Genomic DNA, 19,626 nt, shown 5'->3' with positions numbered 1-19,626 from the left:
GTAAGTCTTTTATTTATTATTGTTGAGGCTTATACCTCTATTGGATGCGCACATCGCCCTTGGTCGGGTCGAGCAAAATACGGTATTGGCCGTTGGTGAGTTTCTGGCTAGCCAGCGCTTGGCCCTGCTGGCTAAATTGGCCTTGCCAGTCGGCGTCGGGGGTGAGATCGACAGTCAGCGCGGTGTGATAGCGCTGGCAATCGGGGCCGCTGGCATCCACCTTGATCTGCTTACCTTGTAATTGCAGCGCACATTGCTGGCGGCTGATGGCATAGCGCAGCACGGCGGTGGGCGGGGCGACCCACAGCTCGCCGGCTTTGACTTTGGCGGCAAGAAAGTCGGCGTATTCGGTGTATTGGGTCAGCGGCACGCTTTCAAACGAGCCATCGGCCACGCCATGCATGGTGCGGTAGCTCCAGCTGCCGCTCTCGAGGGCGGCCTGCGCATGCTGGATCAGCATATTGCCGTTGGCCGGTTTGTAGCGCGACCATTTGCCATCGCGCCAGTACATATCCCATTTCACAAACAGTGGGTCGATTTCATCGACGGCATTCAGGCCGGCATTGCTGCCATCGTAGAGGTGTTTGGCCGCTCTGAGCCCGAGGATTTCCGGCTGGGCTGCGGCAAAGGCTTTGGCTTCGGGCGTGGCCAGATCGCTAGGGAAAGCCACAAACTGCATGCTATAGTCCAGTTTGGCCTGTACCAAGCGTTGAGCTTGGGCGATTTCTTTCAGATTGTCCCAACCCGCGATCGGGGCGAGGCTGCCCGGCTCAAGCATTCCGACGTGGCTTGTGGTGTGATTAAACAATTCGTGCCCGGCTTGCAGCGCTTGTTTGAGCTGCTGCCATTGTGGCTCGTTACATAATCCGGCAATCAAGCCTAGGCTAGCATGTAGGCCGCGAGCTTGTAGCACGGGCAGGGCATGCTGAAAAATCCCGCCGGTATTTCCGCCGCACACATCATCATGGGCAATGGTATGCGCCGCCTTGGCGCCAGCGGGCCAAGGTTGCACTTGCAAGCTGGCGGCCAGCAGCGGCAGCGGGCTCAGCAAAAGTAAAAAACAGGTAATCAGGCGGTGGAACATCATGTGCACTCCAAGCGATGGAGGCATCATGCCTTGCCACATGACAATTCGGGGTGTGCCTAGCTCACTATTTCACGAATGGCGATGTGGCTTAAAAAAACCTTTTATTTTTAATGGCTTATCTTGTGGTTGTTGCACCGTGCATTCACGAGCTGTGTAGTGAATTTGCGCCAACTACATGACTTGCGACACGACAAGGGCTTAGTCGGTCTGCCGAATCACCGCCATTTGCCAGCTCAGATACACCATCACCGCGCTCATCAGTAGGCCAAAGGCGGGCATGATCCAGCCAATTGACCAGTGCAGCGACAGCATGCCGGTGACCATCGCATACGATAGCGGGGTGAGCCCCATCGACGCCATGCTGTTCAGGCTCATTACCCGGCCCAGCTTGGCTTTGTCGGAAAACTGCTGAATCAGCGACATCATCGGCACATTATTACCCGCTACGCCCAGCCCGATCAGCAGCTGAATGCCTACCGCCACCCAGACCCAATGCGTGTGAGCCAGCAAGGCCAGCAGCACGCCTTCCAGCGCGATAATCACCGTAATCATCAGTAGCCGCTTGTGTTGAGGCGGATACAGCGTGAGCAAAATCCCGCCCAGCACCATGCCGGCGGCAAAGGCGCTATTCAGAAATGACAAGGTCGCTGGCTGGCCATCGAGGTTTTCGGTGACGATCAGCGGAATACCCAGCGCCAATGGTCCCATAAATAATAAATTGGCAGCGGCATACACCAGCATGAGTGCCCGCAAGACCGGAGTTTGCAGCGCATATTGCACGCCTTCTTTTAGCTCGCTGAGCATCGAATGCCCGGCTTGCACGGCGCGGGGCGTGAAAGGCTCATTAATCAGCCAAATACACAAGGTCGCTAGCAGCAACGTGGCGCCGGTGAGGGCAAAAATCGTTTCATACGACAGCGCCGCCAGCAAAATGCCGCCCAGCACCGGGCCAAACACCAGCCCCACCTGATTGGTGGTGAGCATGACCGAGTTGGCGCGGGTGAGGTCGTGTTCTGGCACGATGGTGGGGGTGAGTGCATCGCGTGCCGGCCAAAAAAAGGCATCCAGCGCGCCATACAGAAAGGCAAAGCCGGTGAGCGCCCAGATATCTAGCCGCTGCCAGTACAGCAGGGCGACCAATCCAAACAGCATTAGCACGCGGCTGGCCAGCGAGATGAAGATAATCCGGCTGCGTGGCATCCGGTCAGCCAGTACGCCGCCGACGGCCATCAGCAACACCCTGGGCACCGAGCCCGCAATCATCACCAGGCCCAGCTGGGCTTTGGCGTCCAGCGTTTTTACCACGTACCAGGTTTCGGCCAGCATGGCCACGGCGAGGGCAAAATTGCTGATGATCGAAGCCAGCCACAACAGCATGAAATTGCGATTGCGCCAAAGTGAGGGAGCGGCAGTCATAAAGCCATCCTTATCCGAATGTTCATCATGATAGGGATTAAGCCCGACAATAGAAAGCGCCTTACAAACTCGGACTGTAATATTTACAGATTGGGCCTATCCAGGTGTGAGCTGCAGCTGTAGGCGCTCGGCGATGACTACAGTAAGATACGCACAGGCTGCGCAGCTTGATCTGCCAGCGAAAAACAACAACAGGATGGAGAAAATAATGCAACGACTGGTGTTATCGCTATGCCTTGGGCTGTGGGCCAGTGGCCTGTGGGCGGGTGAGATTCTGATCAATAGCGCGCTGGAAAAAGGCGACTATGCCTTGGCATTTGCCTCGGCCAAGGCCGATGTGAAATCGGGCCAAGCGACGCCCGCGGTGAAGATGTTGCTGGCGCAGTTTTATATGCACGGCAAAGGCACCGAGAAAAACGTAGCCGCAGCGCGTAAATTATTAGAGCCGCTGGCGCGCAGCAATGCCGAAGCGCGGTTTTTGCTGGGCGGCATGCTGAAACAAGAAGCGCTACAAGATTTGCAGGGCGCCAATGGCCGGGTCGATTCGGCGCGCTATGAAGCGCTAGGTAAGCGCAGCCTGAAAGAGCGTGAGAACGAGCGGTATGCCGCCGAACTCATTTATTCATCTGCCTTGCAGGGCTTTACCCCCGCAAAAGAGGTGGTGTGCGCCGATATTAGCAATTCGGTCACGGCGCTGAGTGGGGCGGAGCGGGCCAACTGGTATCGTCAATGTGCAAATCGCGAAGCGTGGGCACGGGCAAGCGAGCTGGGTGAGAGCCTGGCGCCACTCAATTTACGCCGCGAAGTCATGCGCGATCCGGTGGTGACCGAGGCCTTCCAGCGCCTAGCCACGGCAGCGCAATGCACCAATGAAGACATCAAGCCGGTGGATTTTCAAATCAGCCAGCCGCTAAGTGGCGCAGAATATCTGCAATTGAAGCTCAACCCAAGCAAGCCCTACACGCTGATTCGCGGCCAATGGCAGGAAACCTGGACTGGCGAAGCTTGCGGGCAACGGCTGTCGCTGGCCATTAACTTCACTGCCGATGGCATGGGCGGGGCGCAGTTTGTGCCGGCGGTGTCAGCCGAGGAGCTCGCCAGCTTGCGCGCGGCGGTCAAGCGCAGCGAATAAGTGGTATTGCTGGCCTGCAGCAAGTGGTTTCAGGTATCTCCCTGATGGGAAAATCGCTTATTTGTAGTGCTACTCGGGCATGATTAAAGTGCCCTTGTCGCAACGCAACATAAGAGGTTGGCAATGCCACTGGTTTCGCTTCGTCAGGTCCTCGATCACGCCGCCGAACACGGCTACGGCGTGCCCGCATTCAATGTCAATAATCTGGAGCAGGTGCAGGCGATCTTGCAGGCGGCCGAGGCCACCCGCAGCCCGGTGATCTTGCAGGCCAGCGCCGGGGCGCGTAAATACGCCGGCGAGCAGTTTTTAAAGCAGCTAATCGAAGGTGCGCTGGCCAGTTTTCCGCATTTGCCGATTGTGATGCACCAAGATCACGGCACCAGCCCGGCCGTCTGCCTGACTGCCATCAAGCATGGTTTTAGTAGTGTGATGATGGATGGCTCTTTGCTCGACGATGGCAAAACCCCCAGTAGCTACGATTACAACGTGGCGGTAACACAAGAAGTAGTGCGCATGGCGCATGCCTGCGGGGTTTCGGTGGAAGGGGAGATCGGTTGCTTGGGGCGGCTCGATACCGGCCGGGGCGAAGCCGAAGATGGGGTGGGGGCCGAACGGGCGCTCAGCCACGCCGAGATGCTCACCGATCCGTGGCAAGCCAAAGAGTTTGTGGCGGCCACCCAGGTAGATGCACTTGCCATCGCGATTGGCACCAGTCACGGCGCGTATAAATTTTCGGCCCCGCCCACCGGCGCGGTGCTGGATATCGAGCGGGTGAAAGCCATTCACGACACAATACCGAATACCCATCTGGTCATGCATGGCAGCTCCAGCGTGCCGCAGGATTTACTGCAGCAGATTCGCCAGTATGGTGGCGAACTGCCGCCAACTTGGGGCGTGCCGATCGAGGAAATTCAGCGAGCCATCCGCTGGGGCGTGCGCAAGATTAATATCGACACTGATTTGCGCCTCGCCATGACCGCCGCGATTCGCAAGCATCTGGCCGAGCATCCGGCTGACTTTGACCCGCGGCAATATCTGAAACCGGCCATTAGTGCGATGCAAACGATTTGCCGCGCCCGTTATGTTGATTTTGGTTGCGCCGGGATGGCCGACAAAATCAAACCGCTGTCGCTGGATAAAATGCAGCATAAATACCACCCGCAGCCACCTAAGCTCACGCTAGTGGCCTAGCCGATTTACCGTCTCCATCCTCTGCCGCACTGTTCGCTCGCGCCGGTGCGGTCTTTTTTTGCCCAACTGGCCTTGTCGATGTAATAGTGCACAACATCTGAATTCTTACTTCATATCTAAATTATCTGGCCGGCATATAATTGCAGGTCATAAATCTAGAAAGGTGGAAGAAAGATGAAGCGACCTATCCGCGTGTTATCGGTCTTCGGCACCCGGCCAGAAGCGATCAAAATGGCCCCATTGGTGCATGCGCTGGCAGCCGATCCTGCCATCGAAAGCCTGGTGTGTGTCACCGCCCAACATCGAGAAATGCTCGATCAGGTGATGCAGCTGTTTGCGCTGCAGGCTGACTATGATCTTGATTTAATGACCCCCGGCCAGCAACTGGCGCAGTTGCAGGCCCGCGCCTTGCAAGGCGTGGATGAAGTGTTGGCGCAGGCGCAACCCGATCTGATTCTGGTGCATGGCGACACCAGCACCACTTTGGCCGCCGGGCTGGCTGGGTTTTACCGGCAGATTCCGGTCGGCCACGTTGAGGCGGGCTTGCGCACCTGGCAGCTTGATGCGCCGTGGCCCGAAGAAATGAATCGCACCGTGGTTGGGCTATTTGCCGCGCTGCATTTTGCGCCCACGCCGCAGGCCGCCGAAAACCTCACGCGCAGCAGCCATCGGCAGGGCGAGATTCACATTACCGGCAATACCGTGATTGATGCGCTACTCAGCATCAGCCAGCGTATTGACCGTGAACCTGCCTTAGCCGCCGAGTTGGCGAGCCAATTTCCGTTTCTTGATCCCCGCAAAAAACTGCTGCTGGTAACGGGCCATCGGCGGGAAAACTTTGGCGATGGTTTTGAGCAGATTTGTGCCGCGCTGGCGCAGCTAGCCCAACGTGAGGATTTGCAGATTGTGTATCCGGTGCATCTCAATCCGAATGTGCAGGCGCCGGTGCAGCGCTGGCTGGCCGAGGTGCCGAATGTTCATCTGATTGCGCCACAAGATTATTTGCCCTTTGTGTATTTGCTCAAACAGGCGCACATCATTCTGACTGACAGTGGCGGTATTCAGGAAGAAGCGCCCGCGCTGGGAAAACCGGTGCTCGTGATGCGCGATACCACCGAGCGGCCCGAGGCGGTTGCGGCTGGCACCGCCAAATTGGTCGGCACGCAAACCACCACCATCGTGCAGGCGGTGAGCGAATTGCTAGAACAACCCGCCGCCTATGCCGCGATGGCGCAAGCCAAAAACCCGTATGGCAGTGGCGATTCGGCGCAGCAGATTGTGGCCTTGATTAAAGCCTGGAGCGCCGCACGATGAGCTGGCTTGATTTCTTGGCGACCTACTGGTTTGTGTTGGCCATTTTGCTGCGGGTGGGGATTGTTACCATCTTTATTAGCTCGATTGATGACTTTTTGATTGATGTTCGCTATTGGGTATGGCGCTTAACGCACCGTAAAGACTGGCGCCGCAGCGAATACCTGCCAGAGTATGCTGATGAGTTATATCAGGATACCCAGCAGCCGATTGCAATTATGATTCCGGCCTGGCAAGAGGCGCCGGTGATTCAGCGCATGGCCGATTATGCTGCGCGCACCTTTGATTATGACAATTACCACATCTTTGTCGGCACTTACCCGAACGACCCAGAGACCCAAGCCGAAGTCGATAAGGTGGCTGCGCGCTACCCGAATGTGCACAAGGTGGTCACTCGCGACCCCGGCCCGACTACTAAGGCCGATTGCCTGAACAACATCATTGCTTTTATCACCGAAATGGAAGCGCGCGACGGCATTCATTTCAGTTGCTTGGCCTATCATGATGCCGAAGACATTATTCATCCGCTGGAGCTGCGCGCCTTCAACCGGCTGGTGCCGCAGTTTGATCTGGTGCAACTGCCCGTGATGCCGCTGGCGCGGCGCTGGACCAGCGTGGTGGGCAATCACTATGTCGATGAATTTGCCGAGTGGCACGGCAAGGATATTCTGGTGCGGCAAATGTTGACCGGCCAGGTGCCAAGCGCTGGCGTGGGCACCGCATTTAGCCGTAAAGCCATTAGCCTGCTGGAGCAAATCAACGGCGGCGTGGTGTTTGATACCGGCACGCTGACCGAAGACTATGAGATTGGCTTTCGGCTGCATGCGGTGGGGGCCCGCGAAATGATGCTGCACTACGATGTGCAGTTTAAAGGCGAGCCGCCGAGCTGGTTTGGCCATAAAGGCGTGCACCGCATGATTTGCGTGCAGGAATATTTCCCCAACCACCTGTGGCAAGCCATACGGCAAAAATCGCGCTGGATCGTGGGTATTGTCTTCCAGGGCTGGAAAAACCTAGGCTGGCAAGGTAAACCCCTGATGCGCTATATGCTGATGCGTGATCGCAAAAGCGTGCTGGCCTTCCCATCGCTGCTGATGGGCTACCTGATTGTTTTCTCGGTCTTTCAGGCCTGGGTACACCATGAAATCGACCCCGATTGGTGGACTTTCCCCGAGCTGATTCCGCACGATAGCTGGCTGTGGGCGCTGGTGGGGATCAACTTCCTATTTATGTGCAATCGCATCTTGCAGCGCTTTATTTTTACCCGCCGCTATTTTGGCTGGTGGCAAGCACTGCAATCGATACCGCGCCTGCTGGTGGGCAATGTGGTCAATATCGGGGCGTTTTTCCGCGCCTTTTTCCAAGTGCGCAATAGTCGCAAAACGGGCAGCGCGGTGAAATGGGATAAAACCAGCCACGACTTCCCCGATCTGCATGCGGATGATTAAGCCAATGAAAAAACCTATTTTTGTCGTGCCGGTTTTGCTCAGTAGCCTGCTGCTGGCCGGCTTGGCCACTCCGGTTCAGGCCAGCTGGCTGGGCGATGAGTGGCGCAATTTTCGTACCTATCCGCGTCTGAACAAAGCCTACGAGCTGTATCGCAAAAATGATCTGGCTGGCGCGCGTCCGCTGGTGGAAGAAGTAGTGCGCATCGACCCCAAAGCGCGTGAGGCGCGGATTTTGCTATCACAAATTTGTGGTCGTTTGGGCGATGCCGCTTGTCTGGATCAGCAAGGCGCGCAGTGGAGCCATATTCGCCCCTCCGATGCGCTGGGCCCCTATTTACAAGCCTATGCCGCCTATCTAGAGCAAAACTGGACGATCGTGCCCGCGTATGCCAGCGCCGCCCTTGCTCGCAGCGGGCTGACGGCGACCCAGCAACAACGCGGCGCGCGCGCCTGGGTGACGGCGCTACTGCATGAACAACGCAAAACCGAAGCACAACAGGCTATCCGTTTATTGCAAGCCAAGCAGGTGCCGATCGCGGCCAGCGATTTACAAAACTGGCAACAACAATTAGCAGCCGAGCCTGCTACTACCGAAGAAACCCCAGCCACCACGGCAGAGATTGCGGCGCCCGTAGCGCAGCCGATTGCATCGCCTCAAGCGAAAAAAACGCCATCTGTAGCAAGCAAAAAAACCAAAATGGCGGTTAATCAGCCCCGCGCAGCAGAAGTCGTTGCACCAGCGAAAGCGCCCCAGTTTCCGTATCGCGAACTGTCAGCCGCGGAACGCCAAGCCGAGCTATCGGCGCTATTTGCCAGCTTTATCCGCCAAGCTCGTTATCAGGAGCTAGAGCTGTCGGTACAAGCGCTGCAAACGGCGGGTTTATATTCCCCAAAAATCGAGCAGCAATTGGCCAATCGACTGTCAGGGAAACATTGTGCCGAGCTGATAAAGCTAGTCGCAATTTCTAGCGATGCAAAAAGCAGCAGCAGTCATAGCCAGCTAGCGGCTGCCTACTGCGCGATGCAAGAGAAAGACCCGGCCCTTGCTGCGCAGTACTTTGTTGCGGCTCAGCAGATCGCACGGCAATTAAACCAAGCTGTGCCCGTTGCATGGCTACGCGGCGAGGCCGATGCGCGGCTGGCCGCAGGTGAGCTGGCGGTAGCGCTGGAACGTTACGATCAAATCAATCAGCTAGCCCCCAGCCCAGCCCTCGCCAAACATATTGCAGAATTGGCGCTAGCACACCCGGAATTACCCTACAGCGCGGCGCTACTGGCCCGCTACGAGGCGGCATTGCCACCGGGTGAAGTACCGCTAAGTCATGCGCGCCGATTAATGCAGCAGCACAATTGGGCTGCTGCGGTGGCGGCCTATCAGCGTGCGTTGGCAGCCAATGAGCAGGCAGATAGCTGGTACGAATTGGCACAAGCGCATCGGCATTTAGAGCAGACAGCCGAACAAGGCGCAGCGCTGGCCAAAGCGGTGCAACTCGCGCCCGACAATGCGCAATTTCAAGCCGAATATGGCTATTGGCTAAAACAAGCGCAACAAGCGCCGCCTGCACTGGCGGCATTGAGCTCGGCCTATCAACTAGAGCCCAGTCGCAAAGAGCTGCTGCCTGATTTGGGGCAAGTCGCTTCCGACGCGGGGCAACGTGAATTGGCAGCCCAGTATTGGCGGCAATCGATCGACGCCGCTGCGCAGATTCAAGAGCACTTGGATTACGATGCCGAGACCGCGGCCGAGCGGCTGTTTGGCTGGCAGCGCGCAGTGCAGACGCATGAAGACCGCTGGTCATTTATTTTGGGTGGGCAATGGCGGCTAGATAATCAGCCCGATACCGCCATGATGACTAGCCCAGTGCAATACGCCCAATACAATAGCCAGCTCGCCGCCAATGTGGCTTACCGGCTCGATCCGTTGTGGGATAGCGCGCATCCGACCTATGTCTTTGGGCGTGTCATGACGAGCCTCGAAGAGCATTCACTGCAGCCACTACGCAAGGCATGGATGACCGGGGTGGGCGTGAGTCAGCGCTTATCCAAAGACTACAATGTGCTAGGCTCAGCGGAGTGGGTGCATGCTGAGGAAGGGATAGTGCAAGATGACTTGATGCTGCGCTTATCAGGCTCGCACTCGCTGGGCGCCGATTGGAATCCAGTCGCCTCAGCCTGGAATCATTTTAGTCTGTACGGTGACTTTGCCTGGTTGGTGAGGAGCGAGGCCTATTACCTCACCGCCAAAGCCGAGGCTGGTCGGCATTACAAGCTCAGCCAGTTTGAGGGCAAAATGACACTCGAGCCTTACGTAAATAGCATTTTTGCCATGAACAACGCCAATGACACCAATTCGGCGGTGAGCCGTTGGGATGTGGGCGTGGGGCTGGCGCTAACGATCTGGCATGGTGGAGATACTTGGCGCGCACCGGATTGGACGCAACGCTGGAGTCTCGAAGCGCGGCAGGCAATTGGCGGCAATACCAAAGATCGCCATAGCATCTTGCTGAACTGGCAATTGGTGCACTAATGGACAAGCGAATTGCTGGCTACGCTGCGCTACTGTTGAGTTTGCTAGCCCACCCAGCCCAGTCCGCGCTGGAGTGCAGCAGCCAGCCCGCGCCCATGGTGTTTTACCAGCCCCTCTTGCGACATCAGGGCTTGAGTGAAGAGATGCTGGAGCCGATTAAAGCCAAGCTGCAAGCGCGCCAGGTAAAGACCATTATTCTGCAGTGGAGCCGTTATGGCGCTTATTCCTTATGGGATAGTGGCGGTTATGACTGGCTGCAACGGCGCTTGTGTGGCAACCGCAAGTACCAGTTCATTTTTGGTCTGTACGCCGATCCGCAGTTTTTCGAGCAGCTAAAGCTAAGCGATGCCGAGCTGAAAGACTATCTGCATACGCTGGCGCAGGCCAATCTGGCGGAGGCGGCCAAAATTACGCCCCACATGGGCGAACAAGTGAAAGGCTGGTATCTGTCGGAAGAAATCGACGATTTAAACTGGCAATCCTTGCCCCGGCAGCAATTGCTGGCCGAGCATTTGCGCGAGCAAGTACTGGCTTTACGCAAACTCACGCCGGGAAAGCCGGTGTATGTGTCGACGTTTTTTGGTGGGCATAGCCCACCGCGCGTGTATGCCGAGATGCTGCAACGCTTGCAACAACAGAGCGGGGTGATCTGGCTGGTGCAGGATGGGCAGGGGGTGCGCCGTGATCCACGGCCAGATACCGCGGCCTATTTACAGGCGGTGGCAGCCACATTGCCTGCTGAGCGTTGGCAGGGGGTGCTGGAGGTATTTACCGAGCGGGTGAAAGACGGGCAGAGTAGTTTTTGCCCCGTATCCCGCCCCACCGAAGCGCGGCGGCAACAGCTCTGGTGTGCCGCCACCGGGCGAGCGGCACAGGCGGTGTTCTCGCTCAATCAACTGGCCGGTGAGCAATTGCTCGACCCCGGTCAGCAATGTCGTAGCCAAAATCAGCGCATACGCTAGTGCCTATTGACCAAGGCATAGGTATTTCAGCTCGAGGTATTCTTCAATTCCGTACTTCGAGCCTTCGCGCCCAAGCCCTGACTGCTTGATGCCACCAAAAGGGCCCACCTCATTGCTAATCAGCCCCGTATTGATGCCGACCATGCCGGTTTGCAGCGCGGTCGCCACGCGCAAAGTGCGGGCCAGATCACGGGTATATACATAGGCGGCCAGCCCGTATTCGCTGGCATTGGCCAAGGCTAGCGCTTCTGCTTCATCGCTAAAGCGCACTAGCGCCGCCACCGGACCAAAGGTTTCTTCGTGATTAATCAGCGCCGTGGGCGGTACATCGCGCAGCAGGGTCGGCGCAAAAAAACTTCCTCCTAGCGGGTGTCGCTGGCCGCCGCAGACGAGCTGTGCGCCTTGCGCCAAGGCATCAGCAATATGGCTTTCGACTTTCTCGACGGCTGGGGTATCGATCAGCGGCCCAATCTGGGTACTATCTGCATCACCATACCCTACCTTTAATGCGCTAATGGCTTGGGCGAAGCGGGCGGTAAATGCCTCGTAGATCTCGCTTGCAATTAAAAAGCGATTGGCGCAGACGCAGGTTTGGCCGGCGTTGCGAAATTTACTGGCCATGGCGCCGGCCACCGCGGCATCCAGATCGGCGTCGGCAAAAACAATAAACGGCGCATTGCCGCCCAGCTCGAGCGAGAGTTTTTTGATATTGCTAGCGCTACTGGCCATCAGCTGGCGGCCGGTGGCGGTGGAGCCGGTGAACGAGAGTTTGCGTACCTGTGGGCTGTTGGCTAACGTTTCGCCAAGCTCGGCGCCGGGGCCGGTAATGACATTGAGAACCCCGGCTGGCATGCCGGCCCGCTGGGCGAGCTCCGCCAGCGCCAGCGCGGTGAGCGGGGTTTGCGATGCGGGTTTGACGACGATGGTGCAACCGGCTGCCAGCGCCGGCCCGACTTTGCGCGTGAGCATGGCAGCGGGGAAATTCCACGGGGTGATTGCCGCACACACGCCGATGGCTTGTTTTAGGGTCAGAATATGCCCGCCGGCTTGCGGATGTGGCATCACATCGCCATAAATGCGCTTGGCCTCTTCGGCAAACCATTCGATAAAGCTGGCCGCGTAGGCAATCTCGCCGCGCGCTTCGGCCAGCGGTTTGCCTTGTTCGGCCGTCATGATGCGGGCCAGATCGTCTTGCGCGGCCATTATCAGCTCAAACCAGCGGCGCAGATACTGGGCGCGCTCTTTGCCGCTGCGCGCCTGCCAGTCAGTTTGGGCCGCGGTGGCCGCAGTAATCGCCAGCTGAGCTTCGGCCGCCCCCAGCTTCGGTACTGTGGCCAGTAATTCGCCACTGGCGGGGTTGTAGACCGGTAATACTGCACAGGCAGACTGCCATTGGCCGTTAATCAGGCAACGGGTTTGAACTAGTGTGGGGTCGCTCAGTCGCATAAAAGGCCCGGCTTTGGCTCGTGAAGCGGCTATTTTAGCGCAGAGCCGGCGTCGGCCTATACAAAGGTCGTGGTTTATACCTAAGCTGACAGAGTGACAACCAAGACCAATAACAACACAGAAGGGAACAGCATGATTAATCCAAACAATAAACCCATCGGCGTGATCGACGATGAGGAAGCCCTGGACATCGTTGGCTCAGCCGTACTGAAACTGTGGGATGCGGTGGATGATTTATCCCGGCTGCGCCCGGCGCATACCCCGGATTATCACGTGACTATTTTTGGCTCGGCGCGCATTCAGGAAAACACGCCGGCCTACGAAGCAGTGAAACAACTGGCTGCCCAGCTCGCGGCGATGGGCTGCCGGATTGTCACCGGCGGTGGCCCGGGTCTGATGCAGGCTGCAAACGAAGGCGCTAGCCAAGGCGCACCGAACAAACCCGAAGCCTCGGTCGGGATCCGGATTGATCTGGATTTCGAGCAAAATGTGAATGATTTTGTCGGGCGGGTATTTGAGCACAAGACCTTCTTTTCGCGGCTACACCATTTCATTCTGCGCTCGAATGCGTTCATTGTGACGCCCGGCGGGATTGGCACCTTGCTTGAGCTCTCGATGGTGTGGCAGCTCTTGCAAGTGCGCAAACTTTACGACACCCCGCTGATTCTGGTGGGTGAAATGTGGCATGAGCTGGTGGATTGGGCGCAGCACTATATGGTGGACAACGAAGCAGGTCTAGCCAGCGCCGTGGATATGCAGATTCCGATCGTGGTGGATACCATCGAAGACGCCATCCACCTGATCCGCGAGCACCACGCCCGCTGGCAGGAAGTGGATCATCAGCTCAAACTTAACCCTAGCCGCTCATCGCCACCACGCTGAGCTGTGAGCAAATAAAAAGCCCCGCAGTGCGGGGCTTTTTGCTGGTAGACGGGGTTAGCGTTGAATCCAGTATTTGTTCTCACGAATGATGCTGCGGCGCAGCTCACTATTGCCAAGCCCCAGCGCTGCACTGCTAGGTAGGCAACTACTTGGGTTATTTTTGCGATACAGCGCCGCTTTAAGCATGCCCTCGGTTTGATCGCCCAATGCTTTGGTGAGATCGTCGCTGGCGCTGCAGGTTGGCGTGATACCATCCGGATTGACGCCGTCGCCCTTGTGATTGACTCCTTGGAATTCCATCGGGAAATACGAAATCCCGCAATTGGATTTGCCAATGAAGCCATACGGTTTGCCGCAAGTAGTGCCGCCGATAACTTCCACGGTGACATCAATCCCGCGCAGGCCATTGATAATGGCTTCACTGGCCGAGCAAGTAGAGCCGCTGGTAATCACATACACCTTATTCAGATTCAGCGTCGGCAAGGCGGCCGTTTTGGTGCAATTGCCATTCACCAAAATGCACGATTCGCTATAGAACGGTGTCACGCCATTGGCGGTATCGGTGGGGCGTTTGTCGTTGTATTGCAGCTTTTCAAACACTTTGTTGCTGCTGGTGGTCGCGCCGGCAATCATATAGGCCAATTCACTGGCGATATACAGATAGCCGCCGCCGTTGTAGCGCACATCCAGAATCAGGGTGTTGACATTCTGAGCTTTGAAATCGGTGATGGTGTCGATTAGCTGCTTTTCAGCCGTGGCAATATGATCGTTGAACACCAGATAGCCGACTTTATCGCTGCCATCGGTGAAGGTGGATTTATACAGCACTGGCGAGCTGGTGACTTTGCCCGGTGTGACATCCGCATTTTGGGCCGGATTGCCATTGCGGGTGTAGGTGAAGGTATGTTTGCTCGCCACAGTTGGATACAGCAATGCTTCTAGCTGGGTGTTCACTGCTTTGTCGGTTGCCGATACCCCGTCGACCGAAACCAGCGTGTCTCCGCGCATGAGCCCCGCCGCTGCCGCGGGCGAGCCCGGCTCAACATAGGCGATTTGGACTTTCTGGGTGGTGCTATTTACGCTGCTGAATTTCCATTCCGCACCGTAGCTAAAGCTCGCGCCGCTGGCGAATAGCTCATCCCATTTCTTGGTTGGGTATGTGAAGCTGAATTTATCTTTCTTGGCGCCGCTGGCGGTTTTGAGCGGGGTTTTCAAGGCTTCGAAATAAGCATCGAGCGAGCTATAGACGGCATTTTCATTGCTATAGGCCGCGTCACCGGCATTGACCGCCGGGATGTCTTTGTACCAGAGGTAAGCATCCAGCATGTATTGCGCCACCCAGTTTTTCTCATTGCTGAGCGAACCCACGGTGTGATTGGCCACATCGGTGCGGTAGGGGTTGTTGGGCGCGCAGACTTGCGCAGAGCCGGGGGCTGGGGTGCTGCCGCCACCACTACCGCCGCCCGGATTGAGCGGGTCGGGTTTGAGCAGGCGCGAGTCATCAAGACCACCGCCGCCACAAGCGGCCAGCAAGGCCGCGCTGATAACACAAAGACTCCAATTTAATACCTGCCGACCCACCTGCATACCTTGCCCCTGATGTGCTGTAATTATTGGGGAAAAAGCTTAGTGTATGATTGGTGAAAGCGCAAGGTTTGTATGCTTGGGGCATGCACTTGGCCGCACTAGTCGTGCGTTTTGTCCTCTGGCGGTAATGGCGCGACATAGCCGATGAGCAGCAGTAACACGCCCACCCCGATAAACGAGGCGATCCGTTCCAGCCCGCTGATGTGCGATAAATCCAGCAAAAATAATTTGCCGATGACCACCGCCAGCAAACCGGCGCCGCACAGCCACATCGCCCGTAGCTGTTGCCGGGTGGCCAACAGCATCAGCAGCAAGGCGAGTACGGTCCAAAAGAGCGATAAGCTCATCTGCACCAACATCGATTGCTTCAGCGCCGTGTATTGATAAGCAACGCCGTGATAGTGATGCAGCGTACGCAGCAGCATGGCGTTGAGCCAAACAAAACTACCTGCCCCCAAGACACCCAGCGCCAGCACTTGGGTTGACGGTGTGCTAGTCGGCAGCGCGGTAGATTGCGCCCGCCACCAATGGCAGAGGGCCAAGCCAGTCAGGATTTGCGCCAGATCCAGCGGGTTGATGATCGGCAGATACGCCCAGCCGCTGTCGCCGGCCGCGAGGGCGCTATAGCCGCCCCAGCCGATCAGCAGGGTGACGGCGGGCCAGCTGGCGGCGCGCAAATAAATGTCAGTATGTTGTTGCACTGGCCAGCGCAAGGCCCGCTGACCGGCCAGCAAAGCGCTCAAGGCGATGGCAAAGAGGCTGATTCGATATACCTCGGTAGGTATGTGTTGCTGAAGTAGATACACCAATTCATGGGTGAAGATACCCCAGCCAGTCAGTGCGCTGATTAAATGCTGCTGCGGCTGGGTGCTGGCGGCTTCATCCTGCCAGTACAGCAGTAGCAGGCTACCCGGCAACAACAAGGCCCAGGCCCAGAAATGAAATAGATGCGGGGTAACATCGAGTTGGGCGAGAGCCAACAAGGCTACCAGCGCGGGCAGGGCGCGCAGTGGGGCGGCTAGCTCTCCCCATTGACCGCGCAACCAGCCCAATTGCAGCAGCCCCGCCGTTAGTAGCAAAAGCAGCATCCGGCCATTCATGATCGCGTCGCCCACCAGCTCGGCGCGGGTCATTTCCAACTGGGCAATCGCCCACCACAGCAGGCCCCAGCCCAACATGACCCAACCCAGCATCGCCCGCCACGCGCCCCAGAGCAGGGAAACCTGCGTCGCCCAGTGCTGGCTGCGCTGTTGCAATTGCCAGGCGCAAAATAGGCTGCTGAGTGCCAGTAGCAGCTGGGCGAGGTAATACTGGCTGCTATACACGGCTGGGCGCAGATCATCCAGGAGCGCCAGTGCCGCGATAAATTGCAAGGCCAGGCCAAAGAGCAGCGGCCTTTGCCGCCCTTGCCGCAGGCTAAGCCACACCACGCCCGCGCCTTCCACGGCCCAAGCCGCCGCTGTGGTGAGCGGGCCGAAAGCCAGCGGGATCGCCAGCGTGGCGAGCAATACCCCCAGTGCCAGCTCGGCTTGTGCCAGTAGGCGCAGTGTTGGACTGCCCTGCTGGCGCTTCAAGCCATAGGCCAGCCCGAAATACAGTAGCGCCGCGATGATGGCGCTGTAGCACAGCCCGTATTGCACGCCGTCCATCAGCCGTGCCTGTAGGGCGAGCGTGATCAGTGGCGTGCCAAACACCAGCGTGGCATCCACTTTGCTGGGCGGCTCATCCGGTTGGCGCAGGGCATGCAGCACGGCAATCGCGGTGTAAAACAACCAAAACAACACCACAAAAGGCTGCACACTGGCCCATTGCGTTGGCTGGTAATCGTTGAGTAGCCACAGTGACAGCACGCCAAAGGTAAAGCCAAAGCCCAGCAAATTCAGTCCGCGCCAGGCTTTAAACCAGGCAATCGCAAAAATCCCGGCATTCAGTAGCGCGTAATAGCCCAGCAGCAGCTGAATCTGCCCGCCGCCCGTGCTGGTGAGGATCGGTGCCAGAAAGCCACCACAGATTCCCATCACCGCCAGCGGGCTGGCATCTTGGCGCACCGAGAGAAAGGCCGCCGCCACACCCAGCAAGCTCAGTAGCGCAAAAGCCACTTCGGGCGAGAGCAGCTGATACAGCCGCAGCGCGCCATAGAGGGTGAAATACAGCAAACCCAGCGCGCCGCCCTGCAAAATCAGCGCATAGGCCCGCCGTGATTCGCGCAGCTGCCAGCCAAAACCAAACAACACGCTGGCGCCCAGCACCAAGCCAGCCAGCCGCGCCTCAATCGGCAGCAGGGCATTATCAGCGGCAAATTTCAGCAAAAAGCCCACACCCACAAACAAAATCAACATACCCAGCCGCACCACGGTATTGCCCCCCAGCAGCCAGCCTTGCAGCTGACGCCAGAATGGATTTTCCTCAGCGGGCTGCGGCGCGCTAGGTTGCCGTGGGTGCTGGGTGGCCGCTAGCAAGGCCTCGGCACTGGCTGCGCTGGCGGCCGGTGCTGCGGCGGTATTGCGTGCTGCTGCCGCAGTGCTCGTCAGTTCGCGGTCTGCGCCGGGGCTGGTCGGAGTAGTGTTGGCGCTGATGCCATGCGGCAATACTGGTGCGGGGATGGCTGGATTCGCGGCGGCTGGCGTGGCGCTCATCGGCTGGCTGCGAGTTTGAGCATCTGCAGTGGCGGTGGGGTGGACCGAGGTGGTCGCGCGGGCCTGCCGCGCGCGTAGCTGAGCCACTTCGGCTTCTAGCCGCGACACCCGCTGCACCAATTGCTGCAAGTCTGCTTGCTGCAAATCTGGCGCGGTGTCCTCCGCGGGAGCGGCGCTACGCTGCTCAAACCAGCGCCCGACCAGAAAGCCGGCAATCGGCAGCAACCAGAACAGGCGATCCAAATCATACAGCCAAGCGGCGCCCAGCCCGAGCAAGGCAAATATCCAGCGCAACATATTGCTCTCCATGTAGGGTATTGCGCTGTAGGCCTTTTATGATCTTGCTTGGCGGGCAATACCTATGAAAACGCCGCTCAGAGAGCGGCGTAGGTCGGCGGAAAAACGCTTAATTCATCACCACGGTCATGCCGGGCGAGAGCGGTTTGCGGTTTTGCTTTTTCAGCTCGGCCAGATCGACATTGAGCTTGCGGGCAATCGAGGCCAGCGTATCGCCGCGTTTCACCACATAGGCTTTGGGTGGGGCAATACCCACGCGCAGGGTGTCGCCCAGCGCCACTTGTGTGGATTTCAAACCGTTCAGCGCCTTGAGCTCCGCCACGCTCAGGTTATAGCGGCGGGCGATATTAAACAGCGTATCGCCTTTAGCCACCTTGTGCTCCCGCGCGCCTTTTTCCGCTTTGCTAGCGGCGGCTAGCACCGGCTTGGGCTGATCTTTCTCGCCGGTATCAATCGCATCGGCTTCACGGTTTTTGTGCAGCGCGGCCAAAGTCTGGCGCTCGGACACATCCAGCCCCGCGACTTTCGGCACCAAAATCGTTTGCCCGCGGGCCACGGTATCGCGGTTGCCAATGTCGTTAATGTCGCGCAGCTCGTCGACATCAATGCCAAAGGTGCTGGCCAGCTGGCTCAGGTTTTCGCCCGGTTTGGTCACATAGGGCTGCCAATTCAGCAGTGGCTGCTCGTACTGCGCCAAGTTGCGCTCGAACTGCTCTTTTTTCTCCAGCGGCAACACCAGTTTGCGCTCGTCTTTGTGCGCGATCACCGGGCGGATAAAGCCAGGGTTGAGGCGCAGTAATTCTTCAACGCTAATGCCTGCCAGCTTGGCCGCCACCGACACATCCATGTGTTTGCCCGGTTGCAGCGTTACAAAGTACGGCTGATTCGGGATCTTGCGCAGTTCGACGCCATAAGCTGCCGGATCGGCGATGATGTTACGAATCGCGAGCAGTTTCGGTACGTAATTGCGGGTTTCGTCCGGCATGCGCAAATCAATATACGCGGTAGAGAGGCCGGCGGCGCTATTGCGTTCAACTGCGCGTTTTACCGCATTTTCGCCCCAGTTGTAGGAAGCCAGCGCCAATTGCCAGTCATCGAACATGCCGTGAATGTCTTGCAAATAAGATAGGGCAGCATCGGTGGCGGCAACCACATCGCGGCGGCCGTCATACCACCAGGTGCGCTCCAGGCCGTAACGCTTGCCGGTGGCAGGGATAAATTGCCACATGCCGGCGGCTTTGGCCGGTGATTCGGCTTTGGGGTTGTAGGCCGATTCGATCATCGGCAAGAGCGCCATTTCCATCGGCATATTGCGGCGCTCGACTTCATTCACCACGTGATACAGATAGCGGCTACTGCGCTCGATAATCCGGTTTAGATAATCAGGCCGGCTGGCGTAATAGTTTTCCCATTTGGTGACCAGCGGGCTATCAATATCGGGAATCGCAAAACCGGTGCGTATACGTTCCCAGATATCGCGTTGCACTAATGGATTGGCATCATTAAATAGCTGGATAACGGTGGCTTGGGTATCCGCAGGGAGCTGAGCTGCGCTGCGAAATTCGTAATCGAGTTTGCCAGATTCAAAGGCCAGCACGGGCAGGGAAAAGGCGGCTGCCAGGCAGGCAGCGCACAGGCGACGCATCATGGGCCCGGATCCTGTTTCAGATATTGCTAATCCTGCGATGGTAAACGGCGCTTTCT

At 57.8% G+C, this 19,626-nt stretch carries 13 protein-coding genes; 7 read left to right on the top strand and 6 right to left on the bottom strand.

Annotated elements, in window-relative coordinates:
* Window positions 1-37: 37 nt before the first annotated feature.
* On the bottom strand, window positions 38-1,087 hold the full coding sequence (locus G482_RS0110030) for a polysaccharide deacetylase family protein (protein WP_028449922.1): 1,050 nt from the start codon (window positions 1,085-1,087) through the stop codon (window positions 38-40).
* Window positions 1,088-1,285: 198 nt separating this feature from the next.
* Complete coding sequence (locus G482_RS0110025) at window positions 1,286-2,503, bottom strand: MFS transporter (protein WP_028449921.1); 1,218 nt, start codon at window positions 2,501-2,503, stop codon at window positions 1,286-1,288.
* Between the two features lie 208 nt (window positions 2,504-2,711).
* Here G482_RS0110025 and G482_RS0110020 point away from each other — a divergent pair, with 208 nt between their 5' ends.
* The 6 genes from G482_RS0110020 (at window position 2,712) to G482_RS0110000 (ending at window position 11,074) form a co-directional block, all read left to right on the top strand.
* The gene (locus G482_RS0110020; protein WP_034619464.1) at window positions 2,712-3,635 is read left to right on the top strand and encodes a hypothetical protein; all 924 of its coding nucleotides are present in this window, start codon (window positions 2,712-2,714) and stop codon (window positions 3,633-3,635) included.
* A 123-nt stretch (window positions 3,636-3,758) separates the two neighbouring features.
* Entirely contained in the window at window positions 3,759-4,826 is a 1,068-nt protein-coding gene (fba, locus tag G482_RS0110015) for a class II fructose-bisphosphate aldolase (RefSeq protein WP_028449919.1), read from the top strand.
* 174 nt (window positions 4,827-5,000) lie between these two features.
* The gene (wecB, locus tag G482_RS0110010) at window positions 5,001-6,140 is read left to right on the top strand and encodes a non-hydrolyzing UDP-N-acetylglucosamine 2-epimerase (RefSeq protein ID WP_211227601.1); all 1,140 of its coding nucleotides are present in this window, start codon (window positions 5,001-5,003) and stop codon (window positions 6,138-6,140) included.
* Complete coding sequence (locus G482_RS18125) at window positions 6,137-7,585, top strand: glycosyl transferase family protein (protein ID WP_051258909.1); 1,449 nt, start codon at window positions 6,137-6,139, stop codon at window positions 7,583-7,585. The genes wecB and G482_RS18125 overlap by 4 nt, the downstream gene beginning before the upstream one ends.
* A 4-nt stretch (window positions 7,586-7,589) precedes the next feature.
* Complete coding sequence (locus G482_RS19615) at window positions 7,590-10,112, top strand: NfrA family protein (protein WP_169721065.1); 2,523 nt, start codon at window positions 7,590-7,592, stop codon at window positions 10,110-10,112.
* Window positions 10,112-11,074, top strand: coding sequence for a DUF4434 domain-containing protein (locus G482_RS0110000; protein ID WP_028449917.1), 963 nt, complete (start codon window positions 10,112-10,114; stop codon window positions 11,072-11,074). Before G482_RS19615 ends, G482_RS0110000 begins: the two co-directional genes overlap by 1 nt.
* A gap of 3 nt (window positions 11,075-11,077) precedes the next feature.
* On the opposite strand, the gene G482_RS0109995 is transcribed toward G482_RS0110000, so the two are convergent.
* Entirely contained in the window at window positions 11,078-12,520 is a 1,443-nt protein-coding gene (locus G482_RS0109995; protein ID WP_028449916.1) for an NAD-dependent succinate-semialdehyde dehydrogenase, read from the bottom strand.
* Between the two features lie 132 nt (window positions 12,521-12,652).
* Between G482_RS0109995 and G482_RS18120 the strand changes: the two genes are divergently transcribed.
* Complete coding sequence (locus G482_RS18120; protein ID WP_051258907.1) at window positions 12,653-13,402, top strand: LOG family protein; 750 nt, start codon at window positions 12,653-12,655, stop codon at window positions 13,400-13,402.
* A gap of 54 nt (window positions 13,403-13,456) precedes the next feature.
* Here G482_RS18120 and G482_RS18115 read toward each other — a convergent pair whose 3' ends face one another.
* From G482_RS18115 to G482_RS18105, 3 genes are all read right to left on the bottom strand, one after another.
* Window positions 13,457-14,989 carry a S41 family peptidase gene (locus G482_RS18115; protein ID WP_051258906.1) on the bottom strand — a complete coding sequence of 511 codons (1,533 nt, stop codon included), beginning with the start codon at window positions 14,987-14,989 and terminating at the stop codon, window positions 13,457-13,459.
* 98 nt (window positions 14,990-15,087) lie between these two features.
* Window positions 15,088-17,922 carry a DUF2339 domain-containing protein gene (locus tag G482_RS18110; protein ID WP_051258905.1) on the bottom strand — a complete coding sequence of 945 codons (2,835 nt, stop codon included), beginning with the start codon at window positions 17,920-17,922 and terminating at the stop codon, window positions 15,088-15,090.
* A 109-nt stretch (window positions 17,923-18,031) separates the two neighbouring features.
* Window positions 18,032-19,570 (bottom strand): lytic transglycosylase, encoded by a 1,539-nt coding sequence (locus tag G482_RS18105; protein WP_051258904.1) that lies wholly within the window; start codon window positions 19,568-19,570, stop codon window positions 18,032-18,034.
* Window positions 19,571-19,626: the final 56 nt, after the last annotated feature.

The sequence above is a fragment of the Chitinibacter tainanensis DSM 15459 genome (assembly GCF_000429785.1).
Classification (GTDB): domain Bacteria; phylum Pseudomonadota; class Gammaproteobacteria; order Burkholderiales; family Chitinibacteraceae; genus Chitinibacter; species Chitinibacter tainanensis.
This window is presented reverse-complemented; position numbering and strand designations above follow the sequence as displayed.